Annotated in this window: 24 protein-coding genes; 6 read left to right on the plus strand and 18 right to left on the minus strand. The window is 67.5% G+C overall.

What is annotated here, in order from left to right:
• Positions 1-7 precede the first annotated feature (7 nt).
• The 6 genes from ACIBHX_RS30120 to ACIBHX_RS30145 form a co-directional block, all read right to left on the minus strand.
• Positions 8-748 carry a hypothetical protein gene (locus ACIBHX_RS30120; protein ID WP_397070683.1) on the minus strand — a complete coding sequence of 247 codons (741 nt, stop codon included), beginning with the start codon at positions 746-748 and terminating at the stop codon, positions 8-10.
• A gap of 37 nt (positions 749-785) precedes the next feature.
• Complete coding sequence (locus tag ACIBHX_RS30125) at positions 786-1,997, minus strand: RNA polymerase sigma factor (RefSeq protein WP_397070684.1); 1,212 nt, start codon at positions 1,995-1,997, stop codon at positions 786-788.
• Positions 1,994-2,365 carry a YciI family protein gene (locus ACIBHX_RS30130; RefSeq protein ID WP_397070685.1) on the minus strand — a complete coding sequence of 124 codons (372 nt, stop codon included), beginning with the start codon at positions 2,363-2,365 and terminating at the stop codon, positions 1,994-1,996. Before ACIBHX_RS30130 ends, ACIBHX_RS30125 begins: the two co-directional genes overlap by 4 nt.
• Before the next feature lie 134 nt (positions 2,366-2,499).
• The gene (locus ACIBHX_RS30135) at positions 2,500-3,315 is read right to left on the minus strand and encodes an alpha/beta fold hydrolase (protein WP_397070686.1); all 816 of its coding nucleotides are present in this window, start codon (positions 3,313-3,315) and stop codon (positions 2,500-2,502) included.
• A 77-nt stretch (positions 3,316-3,392) separates the two neighbouring features.
• A complete protein-coding gene (locus ACIBHX_RS30140) occupies positions 3,393-4,523 on the minus strand; it encodes an acyltransferase family protein (RefSeq protein ID WP_397070687.1) in 1,131 nt (376 codons plus the stop codon).
• A gap of 130 nt (positions 4,524-4,653) precedes the next feature.
• Positions 4,654-5,103 carry a hypothetical protein gene (locus ACIBHX_RS30145; protein ID WP_397070688.1) on the minus strand — a complete coding sequence of 150 codons (450 nt, stop codon included), beginning with the start codon at positions 5,101-5,103 and terminating at the stop codon, positions 4,654-4,656.
• Between the two features lie 64 nt (positions 5,104-5,167).
• Here ACIBHX_RS30145 and ACIBHX_RS30150 point away from each other — a divergent pair, with 64 nt between their 5' ends.
• Together ACIBHX_RS30150 and ACIBHX_RS30155 are read left to right on the plus strand one after the other, a co-directional pair.
• Positions 5,168-5,554, plus strand: coding sequence for a VOC family protein (locus tag ACIBHX_RS30150; RefSeq protein ID WP_397070991.1), 387 nt, complete (start codon positions 5,168-5,170; stop codon positions 5,552-5,554).
• A 228-nt stretch (positions 5,555-5,782) separates the two neighbouring features.
• Entirely contained in the window at positions 5,783-5,989 is a 207-nt protein-coding gene (locus ACIBHX_RS30155; protein ID WP_397070689.1) for a cold-shock protein, read from the plus strand.
• Between the two features lie 81 nt (positions 5,990-6,070).
• Here ACIBHX_RS30155 and ACIBHX_RS30160 read toward each other — a convergent pair whose 3' ends face one another.
• Together ACIBHX_RS30160 and ACIBHX_RS30165 are read right to left on the minus strand one after the other, a co-directional pair.
• Positions 6,071-7,033, minus strand: coding sequence for a TIGR03557 family F420-dependent LLM class oxidoreductase (locus tag ACIBHX_RS30160; RefSeq protein ID WP_397070690.1), 963 nt, complete (start codon positions 7,031-7,033; stop codon positions 6,071-6,073).
• Between the two features lie 105 nt (positions 7,034-7,138).
• Positions 7,139-8,011 carry a hypothetical protein gene (locus tag ACIBHX_RS30165; RefSeq protein WP_397070691.1) on the minus strand — a complete coding sequence of 291 codons (873 nt, stop codon included), beginning with the start codon at positions 8,009-8,011 and terminating at the stop codon, positions 7,139-7,141.
• Between the two features lie 157 nt (positions 8,012-8,168).
• On the opposite strand from ACIBHX_RS30165, the gene ACIBHX_RS30170 reads away from it, so the two are divergent.
• Positions 8,169-8,534 (plus strand): BlaI/MecI/CopY family transcriptional regulator, encoded by a 366-nt coding sequence (locus tag ACIBHX_RS30170; RefSeq protein WP_397070692.1) that lies wholly within the window; start codon positions 8,169-8,171, stop codon positions 8,532-8,534.
• A gap of 27 nt (positions 8,535-8,561) precedes the next feature.
• Complete coding sequence (locus ACIBHX_RS30175; protein WP_397070693.1) at positions 8,562-9,548, plus strand: M56 family metallopeptidase; 987 nt, start codon at positions 8,562-8,564, stop codon at positions 9,546-9,548.
• A gap of 13 nt (positions 9,549-9,561) precedes the next feature.
• Here ACIBHX_RS30175 and ACIBHX_RS30180 read toward each other — a convergent pair whose 3' ends face one another.
• The 3 genes from ACIBHX_RS30180 to ACIBHX_RS30190 form a co-directional block, all read right to left on the minus strand.
• Positions 9,562-10,035, minus strand: a complete 474-nt coding sequence (locus ACIBHX_RS30180) for a nitroreductase family deazaflavin-dependent oxidoreductase (RefSeq protein ID WP_397070694.1) — start codon at positions 10,033-10,035, stop codon at positions 9,562-9,564.
• Between the two features lie 98 nt (positions 10,036-10,133).
• Entirely contained in the window at positions 10,134-10,841 is a 708-nt protein-coding gene (locus ACIBHX_RS30185; RefSeq protein ID WP_397070695.1) for an NPCBM/NEW2 domain-containing protein, read from the minus strand.
• 332 nt (positions 10,842-11,173) lie between these two features.
• Positions 11,174-11,470: an isoamylase early set domain-containing protein gene (locus ACIBHX_RS30190; protein ID WP_397070696.1), complete on the minus strand. Its 297-nt coding sequence runs from the start codon at positions 11,468-11,470 to the stop codon at positions 11,174-11,176.
• A 297-nt stretch (positions 11,471-11,767) separates the two neighbouring features.
• On the opposite strand from ACIBHX_RS30190, the gene ACIBHX_RS30195 reads away from it, so the two are divergent.
• Positions 11,768-12,169 carry a hypothetical protein gene (locus ACIBHX_RS30195; protein ID WP_397070697.1) on the plus strand — a complete coding sequence of 134 codons (402 nt, stop codon included), beginning with the start codon at positions 11,768-11,770 and terminating at the stop codon, positions 12,167-12,169.
• A gap of 33 nt (positions 12,170-12,202) precedes the next feature.
• Here ACIBHX_RS30195 and ACIBHX_RS30200 read toward each other — a convergent pair whose 3' ends face one another.
• From ACIBHX_RS30200 to ACIBHX_RS30225, 6 genes are all read right to left on the minus strand, one after another.
• Positions 12,203-12,721: an STAS domain-containing protein gene (locus tag ACIBHX_RS30200; protein ID WP_397070698.1), complete on the minus strand. Its 519-nt coding sequence runs from the start codon at positions 12,719-12,721 to the stop codon at positions 12,203-12,205.
• 96 nt (positions 12,722-12,817) lie between these two features.
• The gene (locus ACIBHX_RS30205; protein ID WP_397070699.1) at positions 12,818-13,171 is read right to left on the minus strand and encodes a hypothetical protein; all 354 of its coding nucleotides are present in this window, start codon (positions 13,169-13,171) and stop codon (positions 12,818-12,820) included.
• A 177-nt stretch (positions 13,172-13,348) separates the two neighbouring features.
• Positions 13,349-13,699: a PRC-barrel domain-containing protein gene (locus tag ACIBHX_RS30210; RefSeq protein WP_397070700.1), complete on the minus strand. Its 351-nt coding sequence runs from the start codon at positions 13,697-13,699 to the stop codon at positions 13,349-13,351.
• Positions 13,700-13,772: 73 nt separating this feature from the next.
• Positions 13,773-14,315, minus strand: coding sequence for a DUF6328 family protein (locus ACIBHX_RS30215; RefSeq protein ID WP_397070992.1), 543 nt, complete (start codon positions 14,313-14,315; stop codon positions 13,773-13,775).
• A gap of 77 nt (positions 14,316-14,392) precedes the next feature.
• Positions 14,393-14,542, minus strand: a complete 150-nt coding sequence (locus tag ACIBHX_RS30220; protein WP_397070701.1) for a GPGG-motif small membrane protein — start codon at positions 14,540-14,542, stop codon at positions 14,393-14,395.
• Between the two features lie 41 nt (positions 14,543-14,583).
• Positions 14,584-14,838: a hypothetical protein gene (locus tag ACIBHX_RS30225; RefSeq protein WP_397070702.1), complete on the minus strand. Its 255-nt coding sequence runs from the start codon at positions 14,836-14,838 to the stop codon at positions 14,584-14,586.
• A gap of 174 nt (positions 14,839-15,012) precedes the next feature.
• On the opposite strand from ACIBHX_RS30225, the gene ACIBHX_RS30230 reads away from it, so the two are divergent.
• Complete coding sequence (locus tag ACIBHX_RS30230; RefSeq protein WP_397070703.1) at positions 15,013-16,917, plus strand: glycoside hydrolase family 15 protein; 1,905 nt, start codon at positions 15,013-15,015, stop codon at positions 16,915-16,917.
• Positions 16,918-16,920: 3 nt separating this feature from the next.
• Here ACIBHX_RS30230 and ACIBHX_RS30235 read toward each other — a convergent pair whose 3' ends face one another.
• Positions 16,921-18,252, minus strand: a complete 1,332-nt coding sequence (locus tag ACIBHX_RS30235) for a chloride channel protein (RefSeq protein ID WP_397070704.1) — start codon at positions 18,250-18,252, stop codon at positions 16,921-16,923.
• Between the last annotated feature and the right edge of the window lie 37 nt (positions 18,253-18,289).

The following is an 18,289-nucleotide window of genomic DNA, read 5'->3' on the forward strand; positions in this document are numbered from 1 at the left end:
CCGGAGGTCAGGCGACCTTGGAGTCGGGGGCCTTCCAGGTGTTGCACGCACCCGGCTTGCCGGCCTTGTAGCCCTGCTGGAGCCAGTAGAGGCGGTTGACGGGCTTTCCGCTGTACTTGTTCTTGAGGTAGCTCTCCCAGAAATCCTTCGTCCCGATGGTGGGCTTCCAGTCCTTCACCACCCGGGTCACGGCCTTCGCGGATACGCCCATGAAGCAGTCCAGCTGCAGGTAGTACCGGCGGTTCTGCTGGCTCATCTGGGATTCGGAGGCGTCGTTCTGCATCGACCACCAGGCCTCGCCGATGCCGCTCTGCCCGGTCACGACCCCGCTCCACGTTCTGACGATGGAGGTGAACACCTTCAGGTCGCTCTTGGCCTTGATCCAGTCATTGGCCAGCCGTACCCGGATCTCGGTGTCGCAGATCTCGGAGAAGGAGGCGGAGACGTCCAGTCCGGTGGAGCAGGACCGCTTGTCGTCGGCTTCCTTGAAGATCACCTTTACCGGCTGGAAGTCCTTGATCGCCGGCTCCCACACCTTGTTCAAGCAGCCGACGAGCCGGGTCACGTACTTCTTCGTGGAGGCGGCGCTGGTGCCCTTGGTCAGCTCGCATCCGACACTGGGCAGCTTGGGCGCCTTGTAGAGCGCGTTATTGGTCAGCTCGGGAGCACCGCTGACCGGCTCGGCGTACGCCACGCCGGAAAGCAGCATCATCCCGGCTGCCGTGCCTGCTAATAGACGAATGATCACGAGGTCGGATCATAAAGGTCATGCAGGCGCTGCGGTATCACGTTCTCAACCGGCTGGCGCGGGACTCCAGGTAGCGCTGCTCGGCGATGCTGGCGGTGGACTTCGCGGCGCGCCGGTAGTGCTCGTACGCCCCGGCCGTGTCGCCGGTCTTCTCCAGCAGATGCGCCCGTACGGCCAGCAGCCGGTGATGCCCGGCCATCCGCTCGTCACCGTCCAAGGTGGACAGCAGAGCCAGCCCGGCCGGCGGCCCCTCGGTCTCGGCCAGCGCGATCGCCCGGTTGAGGGTGACCATCGGATTGGGCGCGATCCGTTCCAGGATCAGATAAAGGGCGTGCACCTGCGACCAGTTGGTCTCCTCGGCCGTGGCCGCGTCGGCGTGCGTGGCGGCGATGGCGGCCTGCAGCTGGTAGGGCCCCAGCTCCGGGCCGGCCAGCGACGCCTTGACCAGCTCGATGCCCTCGTCCATCAGCTCGCGGTCCCACTTCGTACGGTCCTGCTCGTCCAGCGGCACCAGGTCGCCGGCCGCCGTCGTACGTGCCTCCCGGCGGGCGTGGGTCAGCAGCATCAACGCGAGCAGCCCGGTCACCTCGCCGTCCTCGGGCAACTGCGCGTGCACCATCCTGACCAGCCGGATGGCCTCACGCGCGAGGTCGGCGCGGTGCAACTCGCTGCCCGAGGAGGCGGTGTAGCCCTCGTTGAAGATCAGGTAGAGCACGTGCAGGACGACCCGCAGCCGCTCCTCGCGCTCCGCGCCGTCCGGCAGGCTGAACGAACTACCGGCGGCCTTGATGCGCTGTTTGGCCCGGCTGATCCTGGCCGCCATCGTGGCCTCCGGCACCAGGAAGGCGCGGGCGATCTCGGCAGTGGTCAGGCCGCCGACCGCGCGCAGCGTCAGGGCGGTCTGGGAGGCCGCGGTCAGCGTCGGATGGCAGCACAGGAACAGCAGGACCAGCGTGTCGTCGGTGTCCGGCACGTCCTCGGGCACCACCTCGTTGGACGTCGCCGACTCCCGCTCGCGGCGCGCGTGGTCGCTGCGCATCTGGTCGATGAGCCGCCGGGACGCGACCATGAGCAGCCAGCCGCGCGGGTTGTCCGGCACTCCCTCGGCCGGCCACTGGACGGTGGCGGCGAGGACGGCCTCCTGCACGGCGTCCTCACACCCCTCGAACTGGCCCTGCCGGCGTACCAACGCGCCGAGGACCTGCGGCGTGAGCTCACGCAGCAGGTCCTCGATGGCGGGTGCCGTCATGCCTCCAATTGTCCGTCAGCGAACATCACCTGACGCACCTCGATCCCCAGGCCCTCGATCGCGGCGTCCGGGATCTGCGCTGCCAGCTCGATCGCCCGCTCCTTGTTCTCGCAGTCGATCAGGTAGAAGCCGCCCAGATACTCCTTGAACTCCAGGAAAGGTCCGTCGGTCACCACCGGCTGGCCGTTGCGTACGGACACCACGGCGGCCTGCGACGGGTCGACCAGCGCCTGCGTGGTGATCAGCTCGCCGGACTTCTTCAGCGCCTCGATGAACGTGCCGTGGCCGTCGCCGATCGCCATCTTCTCCTCGTCGGTCAGCGCGTCCAGCACGGCCGGGTTGATATGCATGCTGATCAGGAACTTCATCTCGTACTCCTCGTGGTGCGCGAGCCCCGGCTGGGCCCTTTCACCGATTGGTCGGAGCCGCCCCCGCCGTCTTGACATCCCCCGCCAGAACTTTTCCATTCATTCCGGTGACGCTGAGTGCCCCTCCACGCTGCTCAGCTCTGGATGAAGGCGAGCAGGTCGGCGTTGAGCTGTTCCTGGTGGGTGATGTACACGCCGTGCCCGGCTCCCGGGTACTCCTTGTAGTCCGCCTTCGGCAGCAGCTCCGCCGTACGCCTGCCTGTGACGTCGATCGGGGCGGAGAAGTCCGCGTCACCGTGCACGATCAGCGTCGGTACGGTGACCGCGGCCACTTCCTGGCGGAGGTCGGTGTTGAGGACGGCGCGCTGGCTGTGCAGGACTGCCCAGGGCGAGGGGGTCAGGCATTGCGCGATCACCGACTCGACCAGGGCGGGTGAGACGTCGTTGCCGAGGTGGGTGGCGAAGAAGACCTGTGCCTGGCCTGCCAGCCACCGCGGGCGTTCGCGCTGAACCTGTGCCAGGGTGGCGGCGATGATCGGCTCGGGGATGCCGTGGGGGTTGTCGTCGGTCTGCTTCATGAACGGCAGCAGCGCGCTGACCAGGGCCAGCCGGGCGATCCGGCTGTCGCCGTGCCTGGCCAGGTAGCTGACCGCCTCGTGACCGCCCATGGAGTGGGTGATCACGGTGAGGTTGCGCAGGTCGAGGTGTTCGATCAGGTCGGCCAGGTCGTCGGCGCCGGTCTGGATGTCGTAGCCGGTCGAGGGGCGGTCGGAGCGGCCGTGACCGCGCCGGTCCATGCCGATGACGCGGTAGCCGTGCTCGACGAAGTAGGGGAACTGGTACTCCCACATATCGGTGCTGAGCATGGCGCCGTGGACGAACAGGATGGGCTCGCCCTGACCGTAGTCCTCGTATGCCAGCTTGGTCCCGTCTCGGGTCTCGAAGAACATACGCCACAGTTTGTCGGGATCGATGGGTGGTGCGGTATGGGGCTGGACGTACGGGTCGGTGGGGCTAGGCCTACATCTCAGAGCACGCGGCGGACCCCGGGGAGCCGACGGATCGGGCCGGCGAGCGCGAAACAGGCAGGCAGTACCACGACAGCCGCGATCGCGAACTTCGCCGGCGTGGGTAGGTCCAGCGCGCTGAGGGCGTAGCCCGCCGCGATCACCACGAACGCATGGATCACGTACACCGTGAACACGTGATGGGACAGGTACCGGCGCAGCGGCCCCTGGGTGTTGAACCTGCGGCGGAAGAAGGTGAGCAGCGCGAGAACGATGCCGACCGCGAAGGTGGAGTCCCACAGCGCGTAGAACAGCGAGCTCAGGGTGCCGTGCCCCACCCATGCGCTGATCCCGCCGCTCAACGCGAGCGGGAGGAACACCAGGGTGGCGCCGATGGCCATACCGAGCCCGGCCCAGCCCATCCGGGCGCTGGTGGCGTGGAACCAGCCGCGCCGGTACGCCACGGTTCCCAGGACGAAGAAGCTGACGTACTGCGGAAGGTAGGCACTGGTCGGGAAGTCGACGACCGGCACCCAGAAGCCGATCGGGATCGCGATCCGCAGCGCGTACGTCACCAGAGCCAGCGCAAGCACGAACCCGATCACCATCGGATAGGTGAGCGGCCGGGGAGTCCGGCGTTTCCTGGTCACCAGGCGGAAGGCGGCGTAGGACCCGTCGAAGACGAGCAGAGCGAGCACGAACCACAACGGCCCGGCACCGATGGTGTGCAGGTAGGCGTCGAGTATCGAACCGCCGTGGTAGGAGCCGACGTACAGGATCGGGTTGAGCACGAAGTAGAACGTCACCAGCGGGATCCCCAGGCGGATCAGCCGGTCGCGGAGGAAGGCGCGCGGGCCCTTGCGGTCGTACGAGCCGGGCGTGAAGTAGCCGGCGAGCAGAAAGAACGCGCCCATGAACCAGGCCTGGTTGACCAGCAGGAAGACCGTCAGGCCGGTCCCGACGGCTGCGCTGGTCGGCTTCTCGGTGTAGTACCAGAGCGGGAGCCCGCTGTAGGTGACCGCGATGTGGTGCAGGACCACCAGGGCGGTCAGGACGATCCGCAGGTTGTCCACGAACCACATGCGCGACGGGGAGGCGGTGCTCTGGCGGGGCGACGCGCTGGAAGGCGCGGCCGGGGTCGGGTCGGCCATCAGGATTTCTCCCTTGTGTTGTCTGACGTGGCCTCGACACTAGGGAGCGCATAGGTGGCGCGATATGAGCCTGGACGTACAGGTGGGTAGGCCCAGACCTACCCTGGCTCTCCACCGAAGCGGAATCCGGTCAGCCGTTTCCCCGGTACAGCCGGTAGGTGGCCAGGACGTTGAGCCGGTGCAGGTTCCTGCACAGGTCGAGCATGGAGCTGGTGGCCGCTTCCATGGGCAGCCCGTAGGTGGCCAGGGCGGCCTCGAGTGACGGGTCGAGCCGGTCGCCCGCCCAGGGGTTCGCGCAGGCGGCCATGGTCTCGTCGAGCGTGCTGCCTGCGGCCACGGCGTCGCGGACGTCCTCATCCAGTCGGTCAAGGTAGGCGAGGAGCGCGTCGACAGCCGTGTGCGCGTCGCCCATGGGACCGTGGCCGGGCACGATCGTCCGCAGGTCGGGGAGGGTCTCCTTCATCGCGCGCAGCGTGGCGGCGTACGGCCTCGGCCCACCCTGCAGCAGCATGTGCGCGATCCCGGCATGGCACAGCAGGTTGCCGGTCCAGGCGACCTCCGCGTCGGGGACGTGGACCACGGTGTCGCCGGGGCGACCATAGTGTCACCGTGTCCTCGCCGCCGTGCGGGGGAACAAGGGCGGCATGGAGGTGTTGAGCAGCCGCGTGCTGCTGCGTCCACGCGACCTCGGACGCAGCCGGCACTTCTACGCCGAGACGCTCGGCTTGGCGGTCTATCGCGAGTTCGGCCCGGCCGATCAGCCCGGAACGGTCTTCTTCCTGGGTCAGGGGTTCCTGGAGCTCTCCGGGCACTGCGACGGCGAGGCCGGCTCCGGGATGTCCCTGTGGCTGCAGGTGCGCGACGTGGCACGCGAGGAGGAACGCCTCCGCGCAGCGGGCGTCACCCTGCTGCGCGAGGCCCGCCTGGAGCCGTGGGGTCTCATCGAGCTGTGGATCGCGGATCCCGACGGCCATCGCATCGTCCTGGTGGAGGTTCCGCCCGGCCATCCCCTGCGCCGCGACCCGCGCTGACCCGGAAGCCCGCCGAACGAGAATTTGCGTAGCACCCAGCAGCGTGTGCTAGGCTTTCGCAAGCTGCAGTAACAGTACCCATAAAGACTTTGTACCCGCCCGGCAGAGTATGTGATCTACGGGCGCGTTTTTGTTTGCCGGTCATTTCCGGATGGGCTTATCGCGGCGACACGGATTTCGCACGGTGCGAAGTTCGTTGGTTTCTGCACTTACCTGAAGGAGATCGACATGGCTACCGGAACCGTGAAGTGGTTCAACTCCGAAAAGGGCTTCGGCTTCATCGCGCAGGACGGCGGCGGCGCCGACGTCTTCGCGCACTACTCCAACATCGTGGCCAACGGCGGCTACCGTGAGCTGACCGAGGGCCAGAAGGTGTCCTTCGACATCGTCCAGGGCCAGAAGGGCCCGCAGGCGGAGAACATCGTCTCTGCCTGATTTGGCGCGTGTCACGAGGCCGGGCCCGTACCCCATCGGGGGTGCGGGCCCGGTCCGCTTTCGGGACAACACCCCACGACCCTACGATGCGCGCGTGTCTCGGAGGGCGGGCAGCAGCTCCTTTTCCGACCACGCGAAGAAGGCGTCCTGGTGCTCGTGACCGATCTGGACCAGCGCCAGATGGGTGAAGCCGGCATCCACGTAGGCGCGTACCGCCTCCACGACCGCCTCGACGTCCGGGCCGCACGGGACCTTGGCGGCCACGTCCTCCGGGCGGACGCTCTCGGCGGACGCGGCGAAGTTGACCGGCGCCGGCAGCTCGGCCATGACCTTCCAGCCGGCCATCGCCCAGCGCCACAGCCGGTGCGCCCGTTCCACGGCCGCTTCCCGGTTGACATCGAAGCAGATCGGCAGCTGGCCGTACACCGGCTTCTGCTGCTCGACGAACCCCCGGACCAGGTCGGCGTCGGGCTCCACGGCGACCAGCGCGTCGCCGTACTCGGCTGCCAGGGCCGCTGACCGCTCCCCCGAGGCGGCGACGGCCAGCGGGACGCCCTCCGGCGGCCGGTCGTACAGCTTGGCCGAGTCGACGTCGAAGAACTCGCCGCGGCGCGTGACGTACCCGCCATCCAGCAGGTCACGGATGATCCGCAGCGCCTCGGCGAACATCTCGTGCCTGGTGTCCACCGTGGGCCAGCCCTGGCCGACCCCGTGCTCGTTGAGGTTCTCCCCCGCCCCCAGTCCGAGCGTGAACCGGCCCTCGGTCAGGACGCCCATCGTGGCCGCCTTCTGCGCCACCACTGCGGGGTGGTAGCGCATGATCGGGCAGGTCACGTACGTCATCAGCGGAAGCCGTGTCGCCTGGGACGCGGCGCCGAGCACCGACCAGGCGTACGGCGAGTGCCCCATCTCCTCCAGCCAGGGGAAGTAGTGGTCGGAGATCACGGCGTAGTCGAAGCCGATCTCCTCGGCGGTGGCGACGTCTGCGACGAGCTGCCTGGCGGGCGTCTGCTCGCACATCATCGTGTATCCGATCTGAGTCATCCTGCGCCCCTACCCCCAGTTCAGGCATCATTCCTGGTCACAGCCGCACGACCCCGCGTCAACTGCCGCGGTGACCGCCGTCATAGCCCGAGTGCGGGGTGCGGGTCAGGAGACGCGGGCCGTGGCCGGGTGGAGGTTGTCGCGGCGTTCCTGGATGTGGGCCCAGCCCATGAGGCCGAACAGGAGGGCGAGCAGGACAGCGGAGGAGCCCGCGGTTCCCAGGTCGAGGCCGCCCTTGGCGGTGGGCTTGGTGAGGAGGTCACCGGCGGTGGCGCCGAAGGGCCGGGTCAGGACGAACGCGAGCCAGAACAGCAGCACGTTGGGCACGGCGGGAACGTACTTGAGGGCAAGGAGTAGGGCGAGCAGAGCGGTGACGAGTCCCACCCCGCCGCCGTAGCCGAGGTCTGAGCTGTCGGAGAGGAAGTCGCCCATGGAGGTGCCGAGCGTGTTGGAGACGAGGATCGCCGACCAGAAGAGGGCTTCGCCGCGGAAGGTGTCGATGTCGCGAATCGCGAAGGTCAGCCCGGTGAATTTCCAGCTGACGAAGATGGCGATCAGGATCGAGATGAGGATCGCGGCGCCGACCGGGTAACCCAGGCCGAGCCCCTGCGGTCCCCAGCCCAGCGACGTGGCCCCGCCGGAGAGATATTCGGCGCTGGCATCGCGGTTCATGAAGTCCGACATCGTGGTACCGGCCATGCTGGTGGACAGGATGACCGTCCAGTAGAAGAACGGGTTGTACCGCTTGGAGGCGAGCTGGATCACCAGGGTGACAACGAAGATCAGGAACAGGCCGATCGTGGTGAGGAAGTAGCCGATCTTGAGCGTCTGGGCGAACAGGTCGCCGGCCGTCTCGCCGAGCGTGGTGGCGGCGACCTTCATGATCCAGAAGGCCAGCGTGACCTCGGGCAGCTTCTTCATCACGTACTTGCCTCCGCCGGCGATGTCCATCCCGGCGAAAGCGTCCGGCTTCGTCACTCCTGATCTCCCTCCATGGCCCCCGTGGCAGACGAAAATCTACATGCTTGTAGATGTTGCGTGTGGGAGTCCGCGACATCAGCGAGTCGCGGCACGCATGCCAGGCGCGTGGCAAGCTTGCTTCGATTGAGTTGTAAGAGTACGAAGGGCGGGTCTGGTGGGCGGTGGCGAGCGTCGCGCCGCGGGTGCGCTGGAGGCGGAGGTCATGGCGGTGCTGCAACGGGCGGACGGTCCGTTGAACGCCATGCAGGTACGGGATCGGCTCGGCGACGATCTGGCGTACACGACGGTGGTGACGATCCTTTCGCGACTGTACGGCAAGCAGCTGCTCACGCGGGTCAAGTCGGGTCGCGCCTTCTGCTACGCCCCGGTGAGCGACGAACCGGGGTTGGCCGCCCAGCGTATGCACCAGGTGATGGCGGGTGAATCGGACCGGCGCACCCTCCTCGCCCGGTTCGTGGACTCGCTGTCGGACCACGACGAGCAGCTACTGCGCGACCTGCTGGACGGCCGCGGCGGCTGAGCGCGGATATCGGGGGGCAATACCGGGATGAACATCGACGCCTGCGTCTCACCGGTCGCATCCATCGTCACGGCTGTCGCGGCCGGGCCGTTGTCGCGACGGCTGTCGCCTCGTGCGGCCACCTGGACGCTCACCATCGTGGGCGTGGTGCTGTCCGCGACGAGCATGGCGACACTGGCGCTGCTGGCGACCGGCGGCATCCTCGAGTCGCCGAAGGTCGCGGCGCTGGGACATCTGTCGGTTCGGTTTCTGCGCAGGATGCAGCCGCCGGAGAGCGTGGCGGAGGCGGCCGGGGCGCTCCTGGTGGCCTCGGTGTGCGGGGCGGTGTACGTGCTGGTGCGGCAGGTGCTCGCACTGCGGGCGGCGGCTCGCACCGCCGCCGGGTTGCCCGGCTCCGGTCCGGTTTCGCTGATCGAGGACGACGAAACGATCGACGCCTTCGCACTTCCCGGCCGTCCGGGCCGGATCGTGGTCTCCACGGGGATGCTGGCCGTACTGGAAGAAGGGGAGCGTGCGGCGCTGGTAGCTCATGAACGGGCGCATCTGGAGTGCCGTCACCATCTGTTCCGCGCGGCGGTGCGGGTGGCGTCGGCGGCCAACCCCTTGCTGCGGCCGTTGCGGCCGGCCGTGGCCTTCGCCAGCGAACGGTGGGCCGACGAACGCGCCGCATCGACGGTCGGGGACCGGCGCTGCATCGCCCAGGCGATCGCCAAGGCCGCCATCGCCGCTCGCTCTGGCACCAGCCGCTTCGGCAAGGCTTACTCCGCCGCTCTGGGATTCGGCCCCTGGGAACGGCCCGGCCCGGTCCCACGCCGGGTCCAGGCACTGCTGAAGCCGCCGCCACGCAGGCGGCCCGAGTTCGCCCTGGCTGTCGCCGGCCTGCTGATCGCGGTCGCGGCCGTGCAGGAGCAGGCGGCTGACCTGCACGAGCTCGTCGAGATCGCGCGGATCCATCAGGAGCGCGTGCTCGCGTGTGCTCCGCGGCACGATTGCGTACGGATCCTTACTCCGTAGGTTCCGGATGCGGTCAGCGCGGGGCGAGCCGGATCACCGGGTATTCGCGGTCGGATTTGCTTTGGTACTTGGCGATGCGGGGCTGGGCGGCGGCGATGCGCTGCCATGCCCGCTCACGGTCGGCGCCGCCGAGCCGGTACGGCGTCACCGGCACGGTGTCGCGGCCGGGCAATTCGATCGACGCCCGGTCGGGGTGCGCCATCAGATTGACGTGCCAGTCCGGGTGCCGGCCCCCACCGCCCGACGCGACGACCAGCCAGGCGTCCTCACCATCGGGGAACCACGCCACAGGCGTCTGCCGCGGCTGCCCGCTCCGGCGACCCACCGTGTTCAGGATCAGCACGTCCATGCCCATGAACGTGCCGCGGCCACGTCGGACCTTGCGATTCATCCGGGCGTTCATCTTCCGCTGCACCCACCGCGACACCGCCCCTGGCGAACCGCTCTTGCGCCCTGCGCCACTGCCTGCCTGCTGCTTCTGTGTCACCGGTTACCTCCAGTCAGTCACCGTGATGTCCGTGGCAGTCACGCTAAGTGGGGCTGCCACACGGACGCTTCTCGATTCCTGCTCTGTACGGCAAGCCGTCAGGATGGCGGCTCGTTGGTCAGGACGGCGTCGCCGAAGACGGCTCCTCGGTCGTTGGCTCGGTTGTCGCCGTTGACACGGGTCGCCGAGAGGCGGAGCTTCACCAGGCCGGTGATGTCCACTGCCATCTTCACCTGCTGGGTGTACTTCACCGTCTTTCTGTAGAGCGCTTTTCCGTTGCCGTAAACGACGAACTCGACCGACGAATCGGTGGCCAGCTCGTCACGGAGCCCCAACGTGGCTTCGAAGCGGCGATACGACCCGTCCAGTGTGTATTCGGACCAAGCGGTATAGCTCGGCTGCCAAACCTCGACACCGATGCTGTGCAGATAGGAGGTGCCATTGATCTTGAATCCCCCCGGCCCCGCGGTACCGTGCGAGTCCGTTATGGCGTCCTGCATATCAGCCAAATACGCCATCGCTCCACCCGTGGCCGGAGTGGGGCCGGGAGAGGCCGGCGGCTCCGTGGTCACGATGGGCTGCGCCGTGACCGTCCGCAGCACGGTCTGGACGACCGTGGCGGTCACCGCAGCATTGGGCGCGACCAGGCTCGCGACGCCGCTGGGGGAGAAATGGAGGCTGACCAGTGTCCCTACCAGGGTCACGACCGCCGCGGCGATGGGCGCCCCCGCCGCGATCAGCGCATTGCCCCGCGCACTTCTGCGATCTTTGTCGTTATCCAGGCTGCCTTGATCCGCAGACGTCATGGGTGTCTCACTTCCTGGCCTTAGTCCCGTCTCTATGAGACGCGCCAAGTATTCGCGCGAGATACCCAAAACTGTCTCGATCACATAACGCGCTGACCGGCATACCGAATGTAATTCGGCAGCATATGTGAGGTAAGATCTATATGTTCTCTTGAAAAGCTGCCCTATTTACAAGGCCGCTGGGCACCCGAACAATCGCTGACCGAAACCCCGATATCCGAGCCAGCGGTTCAGGAGTCCGGGCAGGAAACGGCTATCGAGGATGGTTCTGCGCCTTTGCCGCCGCCCGGGGTGGACTCGGAAGGGCCGGGCGGCGGTTTGGTTGGGCGAGATCAGTGAGCTGCGGCGACTGGGACGTGGACGATGCCGCCGCGATGGTCGTAGGCGTCGGCCTCGGGGTCGTCGGACCACGCGCCGCCCTCGCGCAGATAGCGGAAGGCGTAGCTCTGGCCTTGCGGGACCTGGACGGTGGTGGTGTGCCGACCGTCGGTGCCGATGGTCATGGGGTGAGCGTAGGGATCCCAGTCGTTGAATTCCCCGACGACGGAGATGGGCCCGCTCACCTCGGCCGGCAGCGTGAAGGTGATTGTGACCAGTCCGTCTTTGTCCGGTGCACTGCGCGTGATCATGATTCCCCCTGTAATGCGATGAGCAGTGATGCTTGTTGCCGTCCTATCGGTGCTCTTGCCGCCGGACGGGGTGACACGCCGTCAATGGTGCGCTCTTGACCGATGCGTGCTGGCGTACCCGAATCGACCGGTCATACCGCCACGCCTCCGGCATCGCGGTCACCCTCGTGGTCCACGACCACACACCGCATCGGCGGTCGAGGTGGATTTCTCGGGCCTTGTACGCCTTGAGGACCGATGAGTTTTCTCGCTGACGCCGGTCTGTACAGGCAACCACTCGCTCCGAAGGAGACGGCGATGACCAACGACCCAGCACTGCAGGCCCTGGCCAGACTCGTCGGCACCTGGAAGATCAGCGGAGGGCACGAGGGAACCGTGACCTATCGCTGGCTGAACGACTTCTTCCTCCAGCAGGATGTCCAACTGGGCGACACCCACGGCTTCGAAATCATCGGCCGGGAACGGACACTGATGGCCGAGCCCAGCACCGACATCAAGTCTCGCTACTACGGCGACGACGGCAGCACCCTCGACTACACCTACGAACTCGAGGGCGACACGCTCACCATCTGGGCGGGTGAGCGGGGTTCCCCCGCCTACTTCCAAGGCACCTTCAGCCCCGACGGCCGCAGGCTCACCGGAGCCTGGGTCTACCCGGGCGGAGGCGGCTACGACTCCAACGCCGAACGCGTCGAATAGGGCCGCCAAGCCGCCCAAGCGCCTGGCTACAGATCACCCCTCGGAGCCGGTTGACGCGCCCGGTACCGCGTGCCGGCCGGCATCGGCCAGGGCCTCTTTGAGACTGGCGTACAGGTGCAGGTGACGGATGACCCCGGTGATCTCCAGGATCCGCTTGGGGGTACGGAGTACAGCGGCCAGATGCACGCGATCGCCGCGTCGTTCCGCTGCGGTATGCGCATCCAAGATCACCCTCAGCCCCGTGCTGTCCATGAAGTTCATGTAACCGAGATCCAGGATCAATGGACGGCCGGGGCCGCAGGCCTCGTCGATCGCATGCTTCAGCTGGTCGGAGTTGGTTCTGTCGACCTCCCCCATCACTCTGATGAGGGTGCATTCGGGCAGGTGCCGGCAGGACAGCGTGAGCGTGGTCATGGCGCGCCTCGGGTTCTCGACGGTGCCTATGTGCAGCATTGACGTGATGCGCGACGCACCTCCCCCGCCATCGATGGCGTGATCGAGTGCGCACGACCACTCTAACCCCGGAAGGAGTTTTCCGGAATATGTGTTCATCTCCCGAAATATCCGGCACGCGAGCTGTACCAAGCGCGCGCAGCCTGGATCGAGGCTTCCGCGTCGATCGTCCTGCCAGGTGCCCTGATCGCGCGGCTAATCGTGCGGCTGAGATTGGAACAGGTCGCTGAGTGGGGCGAGGTCGGTCGCCGGTACGGCCAGCCGTACCTCCTGCTCGATCGATTCGACCTGGTCCCAGCCGGCGTAGCGGCTGTGGCGATGCAGGCGGCGGATGATGACGCGCACCAGCCAGGGGTTCTGCCCGCCTGGCCCGCGTTCGTAGCCGAACAGCCGGCCGGTGTTGCGTGGCACGACGATGAGCCCAGAAAGGCGCAGGGCGTGCTGGACCTGGCCGAGCATCGGACCATCCTGGGTCAGCTCGACGTCGGCGACCTGGCCCACGACGGCTCCCGCGGAGTCGATGACGGGGCGCCCGATGATGGCGCCCATGCGTAGTTCGTCGCTGGGTTGGCTGCTGCGCGGCGAAGGTCGGTCGGATTCGCGCGCCGAAACGCCGCTGCCGGGCAGCGGGGCGATGAGATACCGCCTGGCCCAGCATTCGTTTTGACATGACATCGGGCTCTTCCCGTAGTGGGAAGAGCCCGAGTACGCCGCTAGGTGCCAGCCCTACGGCTGATATGGGAAGCGACCGTAATAGTCGCCGAGCTGCTGGCGGTAGCCGGGATCCTTGTAGGTGTCCTCGTCGAATTCGGGAGCGTCCTTGATCTCCTCCTTCGTACGGGCGAGGAAGACCTTCTGGTTCTGGGTGTCGATTCGGGTGATCGTGTTGGCGGGCATCACGACTTTCTTGCCGAAAATCCAGAAGCCGGTGTCGACGACCAGGTAGCTGTCGCCGACCGCGTTGCTTTCCTCGTCCACCGAACCGATCTTGCCGTCGGTCGCCTCGACATCGAAGCCGATCAGGCTCGAGCCGATGCCGGCTCCGATTCCTTCTCGATAGCTCCATGGCTCGTTCATGGGTAGCACTTCCCTTGCGATCGTTTGCGTTGGGGCCTCAGCTACCCGGTCGCTTCACCGTAAACAAGGATTGTCATCGGCTCCTCCTGATTCGTTGACCGGGAAGTGAAAGGGTGCCCGATTTCCTGTTTCGCCAGCGAACGAAGGCCGGCTGGAGGAACCAGGCCCACCCGGCGAACAGCGCCAAGGCTGCTCCCATCAGGACCGCCGGCAGCCCGCCGTAGAGATAGTCGACGACGACGGCGGTGGCCGATGTCATGGAGATGATCAGGGCGGTTCCGCCGAGCAGGCCGTACATGTTGGAGCGGCGCACCAGCGTCTCCTTGAGTCCCTGGCGGAACAGGACGCGGTGCTGCGCGGCGGGGGCGATGTAACAGATCGAGGCCAGCGCGGCCGCACCGAGCGCGACCAGGTAGAGCCACCGGTCCACGGTTCCCAGCCGGGTGAAGCCGATGGAGAACGGCACGGTCAGCAGGAAGGCGAACAGGACCTGCACTCCGGTGACGGCGACGCGAAAGCCCTGGAGCAACTCCACGAAGTTGCGGTCGGCCCGTTCAGCGTGGGTTTCGGATGGAATGCCGGAGATGGAGGTCCTTGTGTTCGATCTTCTGATGATCTGTGCTCCTTCGCCCATGGCAGGCCGGCGTGGGCCGGCGGCCTATGTGCTGGGCCTACGGCTGGAGTACCGCGCCACTAGACGTGGAAGATGCTGACGCCGCCTGGCCCGACGAGCAGCCCCAGGACGATCAGCACGATGCCCCACAGGATGTCGCGACGTGCGATGAGTACGTAGATGCCCGCGATGACCAGGATCACGGCGATGATCCACAAAAGAGTTGCCATGCTCTGTAACTGCCCTGGGTGGGGCCGCGAAACATGGGGCGTTAGAGGCGGCGGACGAAGCGGACGGCGGCGCGCTGGCTCATGCCGGTCTCACCGCGCACCAGGAAGACGGCCTCCTGGATCTGGCCGAGCGCCTTCATTTCGCGGGCCTGTTCGGCGAGGTCGTCGGCGGGGACTAAGCGGTTGCGCGGTCGGCGGGTGAGACGGGCGGCCAGAACGATCAGCCAGATGACGGCGGCGGTGACGACCAGGGTCAGCGCGATGAGCCCGGGGAGGGAGATCGCCAGACTGGGCATGCACTGATCGTAACTCCGCCGCGCCGGAACAACACAGCGCGGAGAGAACCGGCACCTGCTCGCCTTCATCCAGAGGGTTCTGACCTTGGGCATTGGGTACGTAATGTCCATATACGAGTGGGTTCAGAGGATCCGCCGCGATAGTCCCCCCGGCTCGCGTGAGGGAGGACTGTTATGGCGGGAGACGGTTATCCGGCGATCTCCGACTACGCGTTTCTGAGCGATTGTCATTCGCTGGCGCTGGTGGGCCGGGACGCGTCGGTGGAATGGGCGTGCTTTCACAGGTTCGACAGCAGTCCTGTTTTCGCGCGGATTCTGGATCGCGATCGCGGTGGCTACTTCCGGATCGCTCCGAGTGGGGACTATCACGTCACGCGACGGTATCTGCCGCAGACCAACGTGCTGGAGACCCGCTTCGAGACCGCGACAGGTGTGGTCACGGTGACCGATTGCCTGCCGGTACGAGAGGACCTGACCCGGCCCGGCCGTCCCGAGCGACGTTCCCCTGGCCACATGCTCCTGCGCCGGGTACGAGGCGAAGCCGGTGTCGTGGAGATGGATCTGGAGTTCTTCCCGAAATTCGAGTACGGGATGACGACGCCGCTCCTCGAGCTGCTGGGCGACGATCTGGCCGTCGCCAGCGGCGGCCCTGAAACGCTGTTGCTGCAGAGCGGTCTCGGCCCGCTGCGTCATTCGGGAATCGGCGGCTGCACGGCCCGGACCAGTGTGGCAGCGGATGAGGAGCGCTATGTGGCGCTGACCGATTCCAGGGCGGGTGCGCTGGCTGTGCGACGTCTGTCCGACGTCGAGTTGCGCGGCCGGCTGGAGGAGACAGTGGAGTTCTGGAGCCGCTGGGCCTCCCGATGCACGTATCAAGGCCCGTATCGGGAGATGGTGGTGCGCAGCGCGCTCGTCCTCAAGGGCCTGATCTACGACCGGAGCGGTGCTGTGGCTGCCGCGGCGACGGCCTCGCTGCCGGAGGAGATCGGTGGTGAGCGTAACTGGGACTACCGCTACGCCTGGTTGCGGGACTCGTCCGCGATGATGGCGGTGCTCGCGGGCATCGGCTATGTGGAAGAGGCCGGGCAGTTCGCCGACTGGCTGCTGCGCACTACCGCGGGCCGAGCGGACGATCTGCAGATCATGTACGGTCTCGGCGGCGAGCGGCTGCTGCACGAGGTCCATCTCGATCACCTGGAGGGCTACCGGCACTCGCGTCCGGTGCGCATCGGCAACGGTGCGTGGAACCAGTTCCAGCTCGACATCTACGGGGAACTGCTCGCGGCGACCTGGTTCGTCGTGCGGCAGCGCAACTGGCGGCCGCGCGGCCCGGGGCGTTTCGCGTTCATCCGTGACGTGGTGGAGCTGAACATCCAGCGCTGGCAAGAGCTGGACGAAGGGATCTGGGAGATCCGCGGTGGACGCCGAGAGTTCGTCTTCTCCAAACTCATGGCGTGGCTCTGCGTCGACCGCGGCCTCCGTCTGCTCGAGGTGATCCCGGAGCTGGCCGCGGACACCGAACTCCGGGGGCGGTGGGAGCAGGCGCGTTCGGACATCCGGACCAGCCTGGAGACCCGGGGAGTGGACCCCAGGACCGGCTCGTTCCTGCAGGCCTATGATCACGACGCGTTGGACGCGTCCGCTCTGCAGATCGGGCTGCGCGGATTCCTGCCCTTCGACGATCCCCGGATCCTGGCCACCATCGATCGGATCGAGGCGGAGCTGACCCGCAACGGTCATGTCTACCGCTACCTGGGCGACGACGGGCTCCTGGGGAGCGAGGGCTCTTTCGTCTTCTGCACCCTCTGGCTGGTCAGCGCCCTCGCATGTGCGGGGCGGATCGAGGCCGCCGAGGCGCACCTGGCCCGAGTCCTCGACTGCGCCAACGACCTGGGACTGCTCGCCGAGGAGATCGACCCTGACACCGGCGAGCAACTCGGCAACTTCCCGCAGGGGTTCAGCCATCTCGGAGTCATCGCGGCCGTGCTGAATCTGGGCTTCGCGCAGGGCCATGACGTGGGATTCGTGTTGCCAGGTGCCCTGGATACGACCGGTACGGCGGACCGTACCCACAGCTGATGCTCAGCCCTGAGGAGCGTCGCGCTGCTCTTCGGAGGACGCCGGCCCCATCCAAGGACCGTGCAGCAACTCCGCAGCGGCGAAGGCCACGACGGTGGCGATGATCATCAGCGGCATCTGGTTCGCGGCGTCCTCTCCCATCAGGACCGCCGCGAGGACCACCGCGGCCACCGGGAGCCGCAGAGCCGCGGCACCGCCCGCGGCCATCCCCACGGCGATGCCGGAGGCCGCTCCGAAACCGGGCAGCCCCGAGCAGGCGACTCCCAGCGCAGCGCCCAGCAGCAGCGCCGGGAAGGCCGGGCCGCCGCGCAGGCTGCCCAGCGAGATGCCCCAGCCGAGCCCCTTGAACAGCAGCAGCATCAGCAGCGCGGGGACCGGCCAGGAATCCGGGTGCGCGGCCAGCGCCGCGAGGGTGGCCTGACCGGACAGGGCGGCCTCGGCAGGCGATCGGCCGGTGGCCAGTGCGTAGCCGGCCGCACACGCGCCGACCGCGACCGCGCAGCCGATCGTCCTTCGCGCCGTATGAGACCTGGTCCAGTCGTCCAGCCTGCGGCCGAGCGCCATCGCGGCGACCACACCGCACGCGATCACCACCGCGAGGGGGATGGCCCACAGGAAGTCACCCAGGCCAAGCCCCTGGTTCGGCGGCACCGTGGGCAGCGACAGCGCACCGATGCCCAGCCCCGTCCACTTCCCGAACCCGGTGAAGACCACGGCACCTACCCCACTGGCCACCAGGCTGGGCAGGATGACCGCGAAGAGCTGCGGCCCACCGAGCCCCACCGCCTCGATGAGCAGTACCACGGCGATGAGCGGGCTACCGAAGATCGTGGAGATGGCGGCGGCCGACCCCGCGGTACTCAGCACGGCGACCGCCCGCGGGGCGTCGCCGCGTCGCGCGGAGCGGACGGTCAACATCGCGAGCCCGCTTCCGATCGCCATCAGCGGCGCCTCCGGACCCAGCACGGCGCCGAGCGACAGGCTCGCCAGCGCGGCCAGCACCACCCCTGGCAGCTCCCGCGGCGGCGTCGGCCCACCGCCGAGCCCGTGCACGGGGACATGACCACCGCGACCAGGAAGCCGGACCACCACCAAAGCCACCAACACGCCGGCGACCGCGAGCGCGGGCAACGGCCACCACCACGGAGCGATGGGGTAGCCGACCGCGCGAGGGAGTTGCCCCCAGACCCAGTCCTGTACGGCATGCTCCAGGCTGACGAACCCGAAGGCGACGAGCGAGATCGGAACACCGATCAGAGCCGAGAGCAGCAGCAACCCCAGGTAGCCGGGGCTGCGCAGCAGGCGGTGGAGCTCGATGGGCTCGGACGTCGGCATCGACAACCTCCCCCGCCATCGACCGCGGCCACCTGGA

It is taken from the genome of Nonomuraea sp. NPDC050536, assembly GCF_044457685.1.
Lineage (GTDB): Bacteria > Actinomycetota > Actinomycetes > Streptosporangiales > Streptosporangiaceae > Nonomuraea.

What these genes read in the sequence shown, in the direction of transcription:
- ACIBHX_RS30125 (WP_397070684.1), bottom strand. Translation starts at nt 1,997, where the DNA reads ATGACGGCACCCGCCATCGAGGACCTGCTGCGTGAGCTCACGCCGCAG.
- ACIBHX_RS30130 (WP_397070685.1), bottom strand. Translation starts at nt 2,365, where the DNA reads ATGAAGTTCCTGATCAGCATGCATATCAACCCGGCCGTGCTGGACGCG.
- ACIBHX_RS30135 (WP_397070686.1), bottom strand. Translation starts at nt 3,315, where the DNA reads ATGTTCTTCGAGACCCGAGACGGGACCAAGCTGGCATACGAGGACTAC.
- ACIBHX_RS30140 (WP_397070687.1), bottom strand. Translation starts at nt 4,523, where the DNA reads ATGGCCGACCCGACCCCGGCCGCGCCTTCCAGCGCGTCGCCCCGCCAG.
- ACIBHX_RS30150 (WP_397070991.1), top strand. Translation starts at nt 5,168, where the DNA reads ATGGAGGTGTTGAGCAGCCGCGTGCTGCTGCGTCCACGCGACCTCGGA.
- ACIBHX_RS30155 (WP_397070689.1), top strand. Translation starts at nt 5,783, where the DNA reads ATGGCTACCGGAACCGTGAAGTGGTTCAACTCCGAAAAGGGCTTCGGC.
- ACIBHX_RS30160 (WP_397070690.1), bottom strand. Translation starts at nt 7,033, where the DNA reads ATGACTCAGATCGGATACACGATGATGTGCGAGCAGACGCCCGCCAGG.
- ACIBHX_RS30175 (WP_397070693.1), top strand. Translation starts at nt 8,562, where the DNA reads ATGAACATCGACGCCTGCGTCTCACCGGTCGCATCCATCGTCACGGCT.
- ACIBHX_RS30185 (WP_397070695.1), bottom strand. Translation starts at nt 10,841, where the DNA reads ATGACGTCTGCGGATCAAGGCAGCCTGGATAACGACAAAGATCGCAGA.
- ACIBHX_RS30190 (WP_397070696.1), bottom strand. Translation starts at nt 11,470, where the DNA reads ATGATCACGCGCAGTGCACCGGACAAAGACGGACTGGTCACAATCACC.
- ACIBHX_RS30195 (WP_397070697.1), top strand. Translation starts at nt 11,768, where the DNA reads ATGACCAACGACCCAGCACTGCAGGCCCTGGCCAGACTCGTCGGCACC.
- ACIBHX_RS30200 (WP_397070698.1), bottom strand. Translation starts at nt 12,721, where the DNA reads ATGAACACATATTCCGGAAAACTCCTTCCGGGGTTAGAGTGGTCGTGC.
- ACIBHX_RS30205 (WP_397070699.1), bottom strand. Translation starts at nt 13,171, where the DNA reads ATGGGCGCCATCATCGGGCGCCCCGTCATCGACTCCGCGGGAGCCGTC.
- ACIBHX_RS30210 (WP_397070700.1), bottom strand. Translation starts at nt 13,699, where the DNA reads ATGAACGAGCCATGGAGCTATCGAGAAGGAATCGGAGCCGGCATCGGC.
- ACIBHX_RS30220 (WP_397070701.1), bottom strand. Translation starts at nt 14,542, where the DNA reads ATGGCAACTCTTTTGTGGATCATCGCCGTGATCCTGGTCATCGCGGGC.
- ACIBHX_RS30225 (WP_397070702.1), bottom strand. Translation starts at nt 14,838, where the DNA reads ATGCCCAGTCTGGCGATCTCCCTCCCCGGGCTCATCGCGCTGACCCTG.
- ACIBHX_RS30230 (WP_397070703.1), top strand. Translation starts at nt 15,013, where the DNA reads ATGGCGGGAGACGGTTATCCGGCGATCTCCGACTACGCGTTTCTGAGC.
- ACIBHX_RS30235 (WP_397070704.1), bottom strand. Translation starts at nt 18,252, where the DNA reads ATGCCGACGTCCGAGCCCATCGAGCTCCACCGCCTGCTGCGCAGCCCC.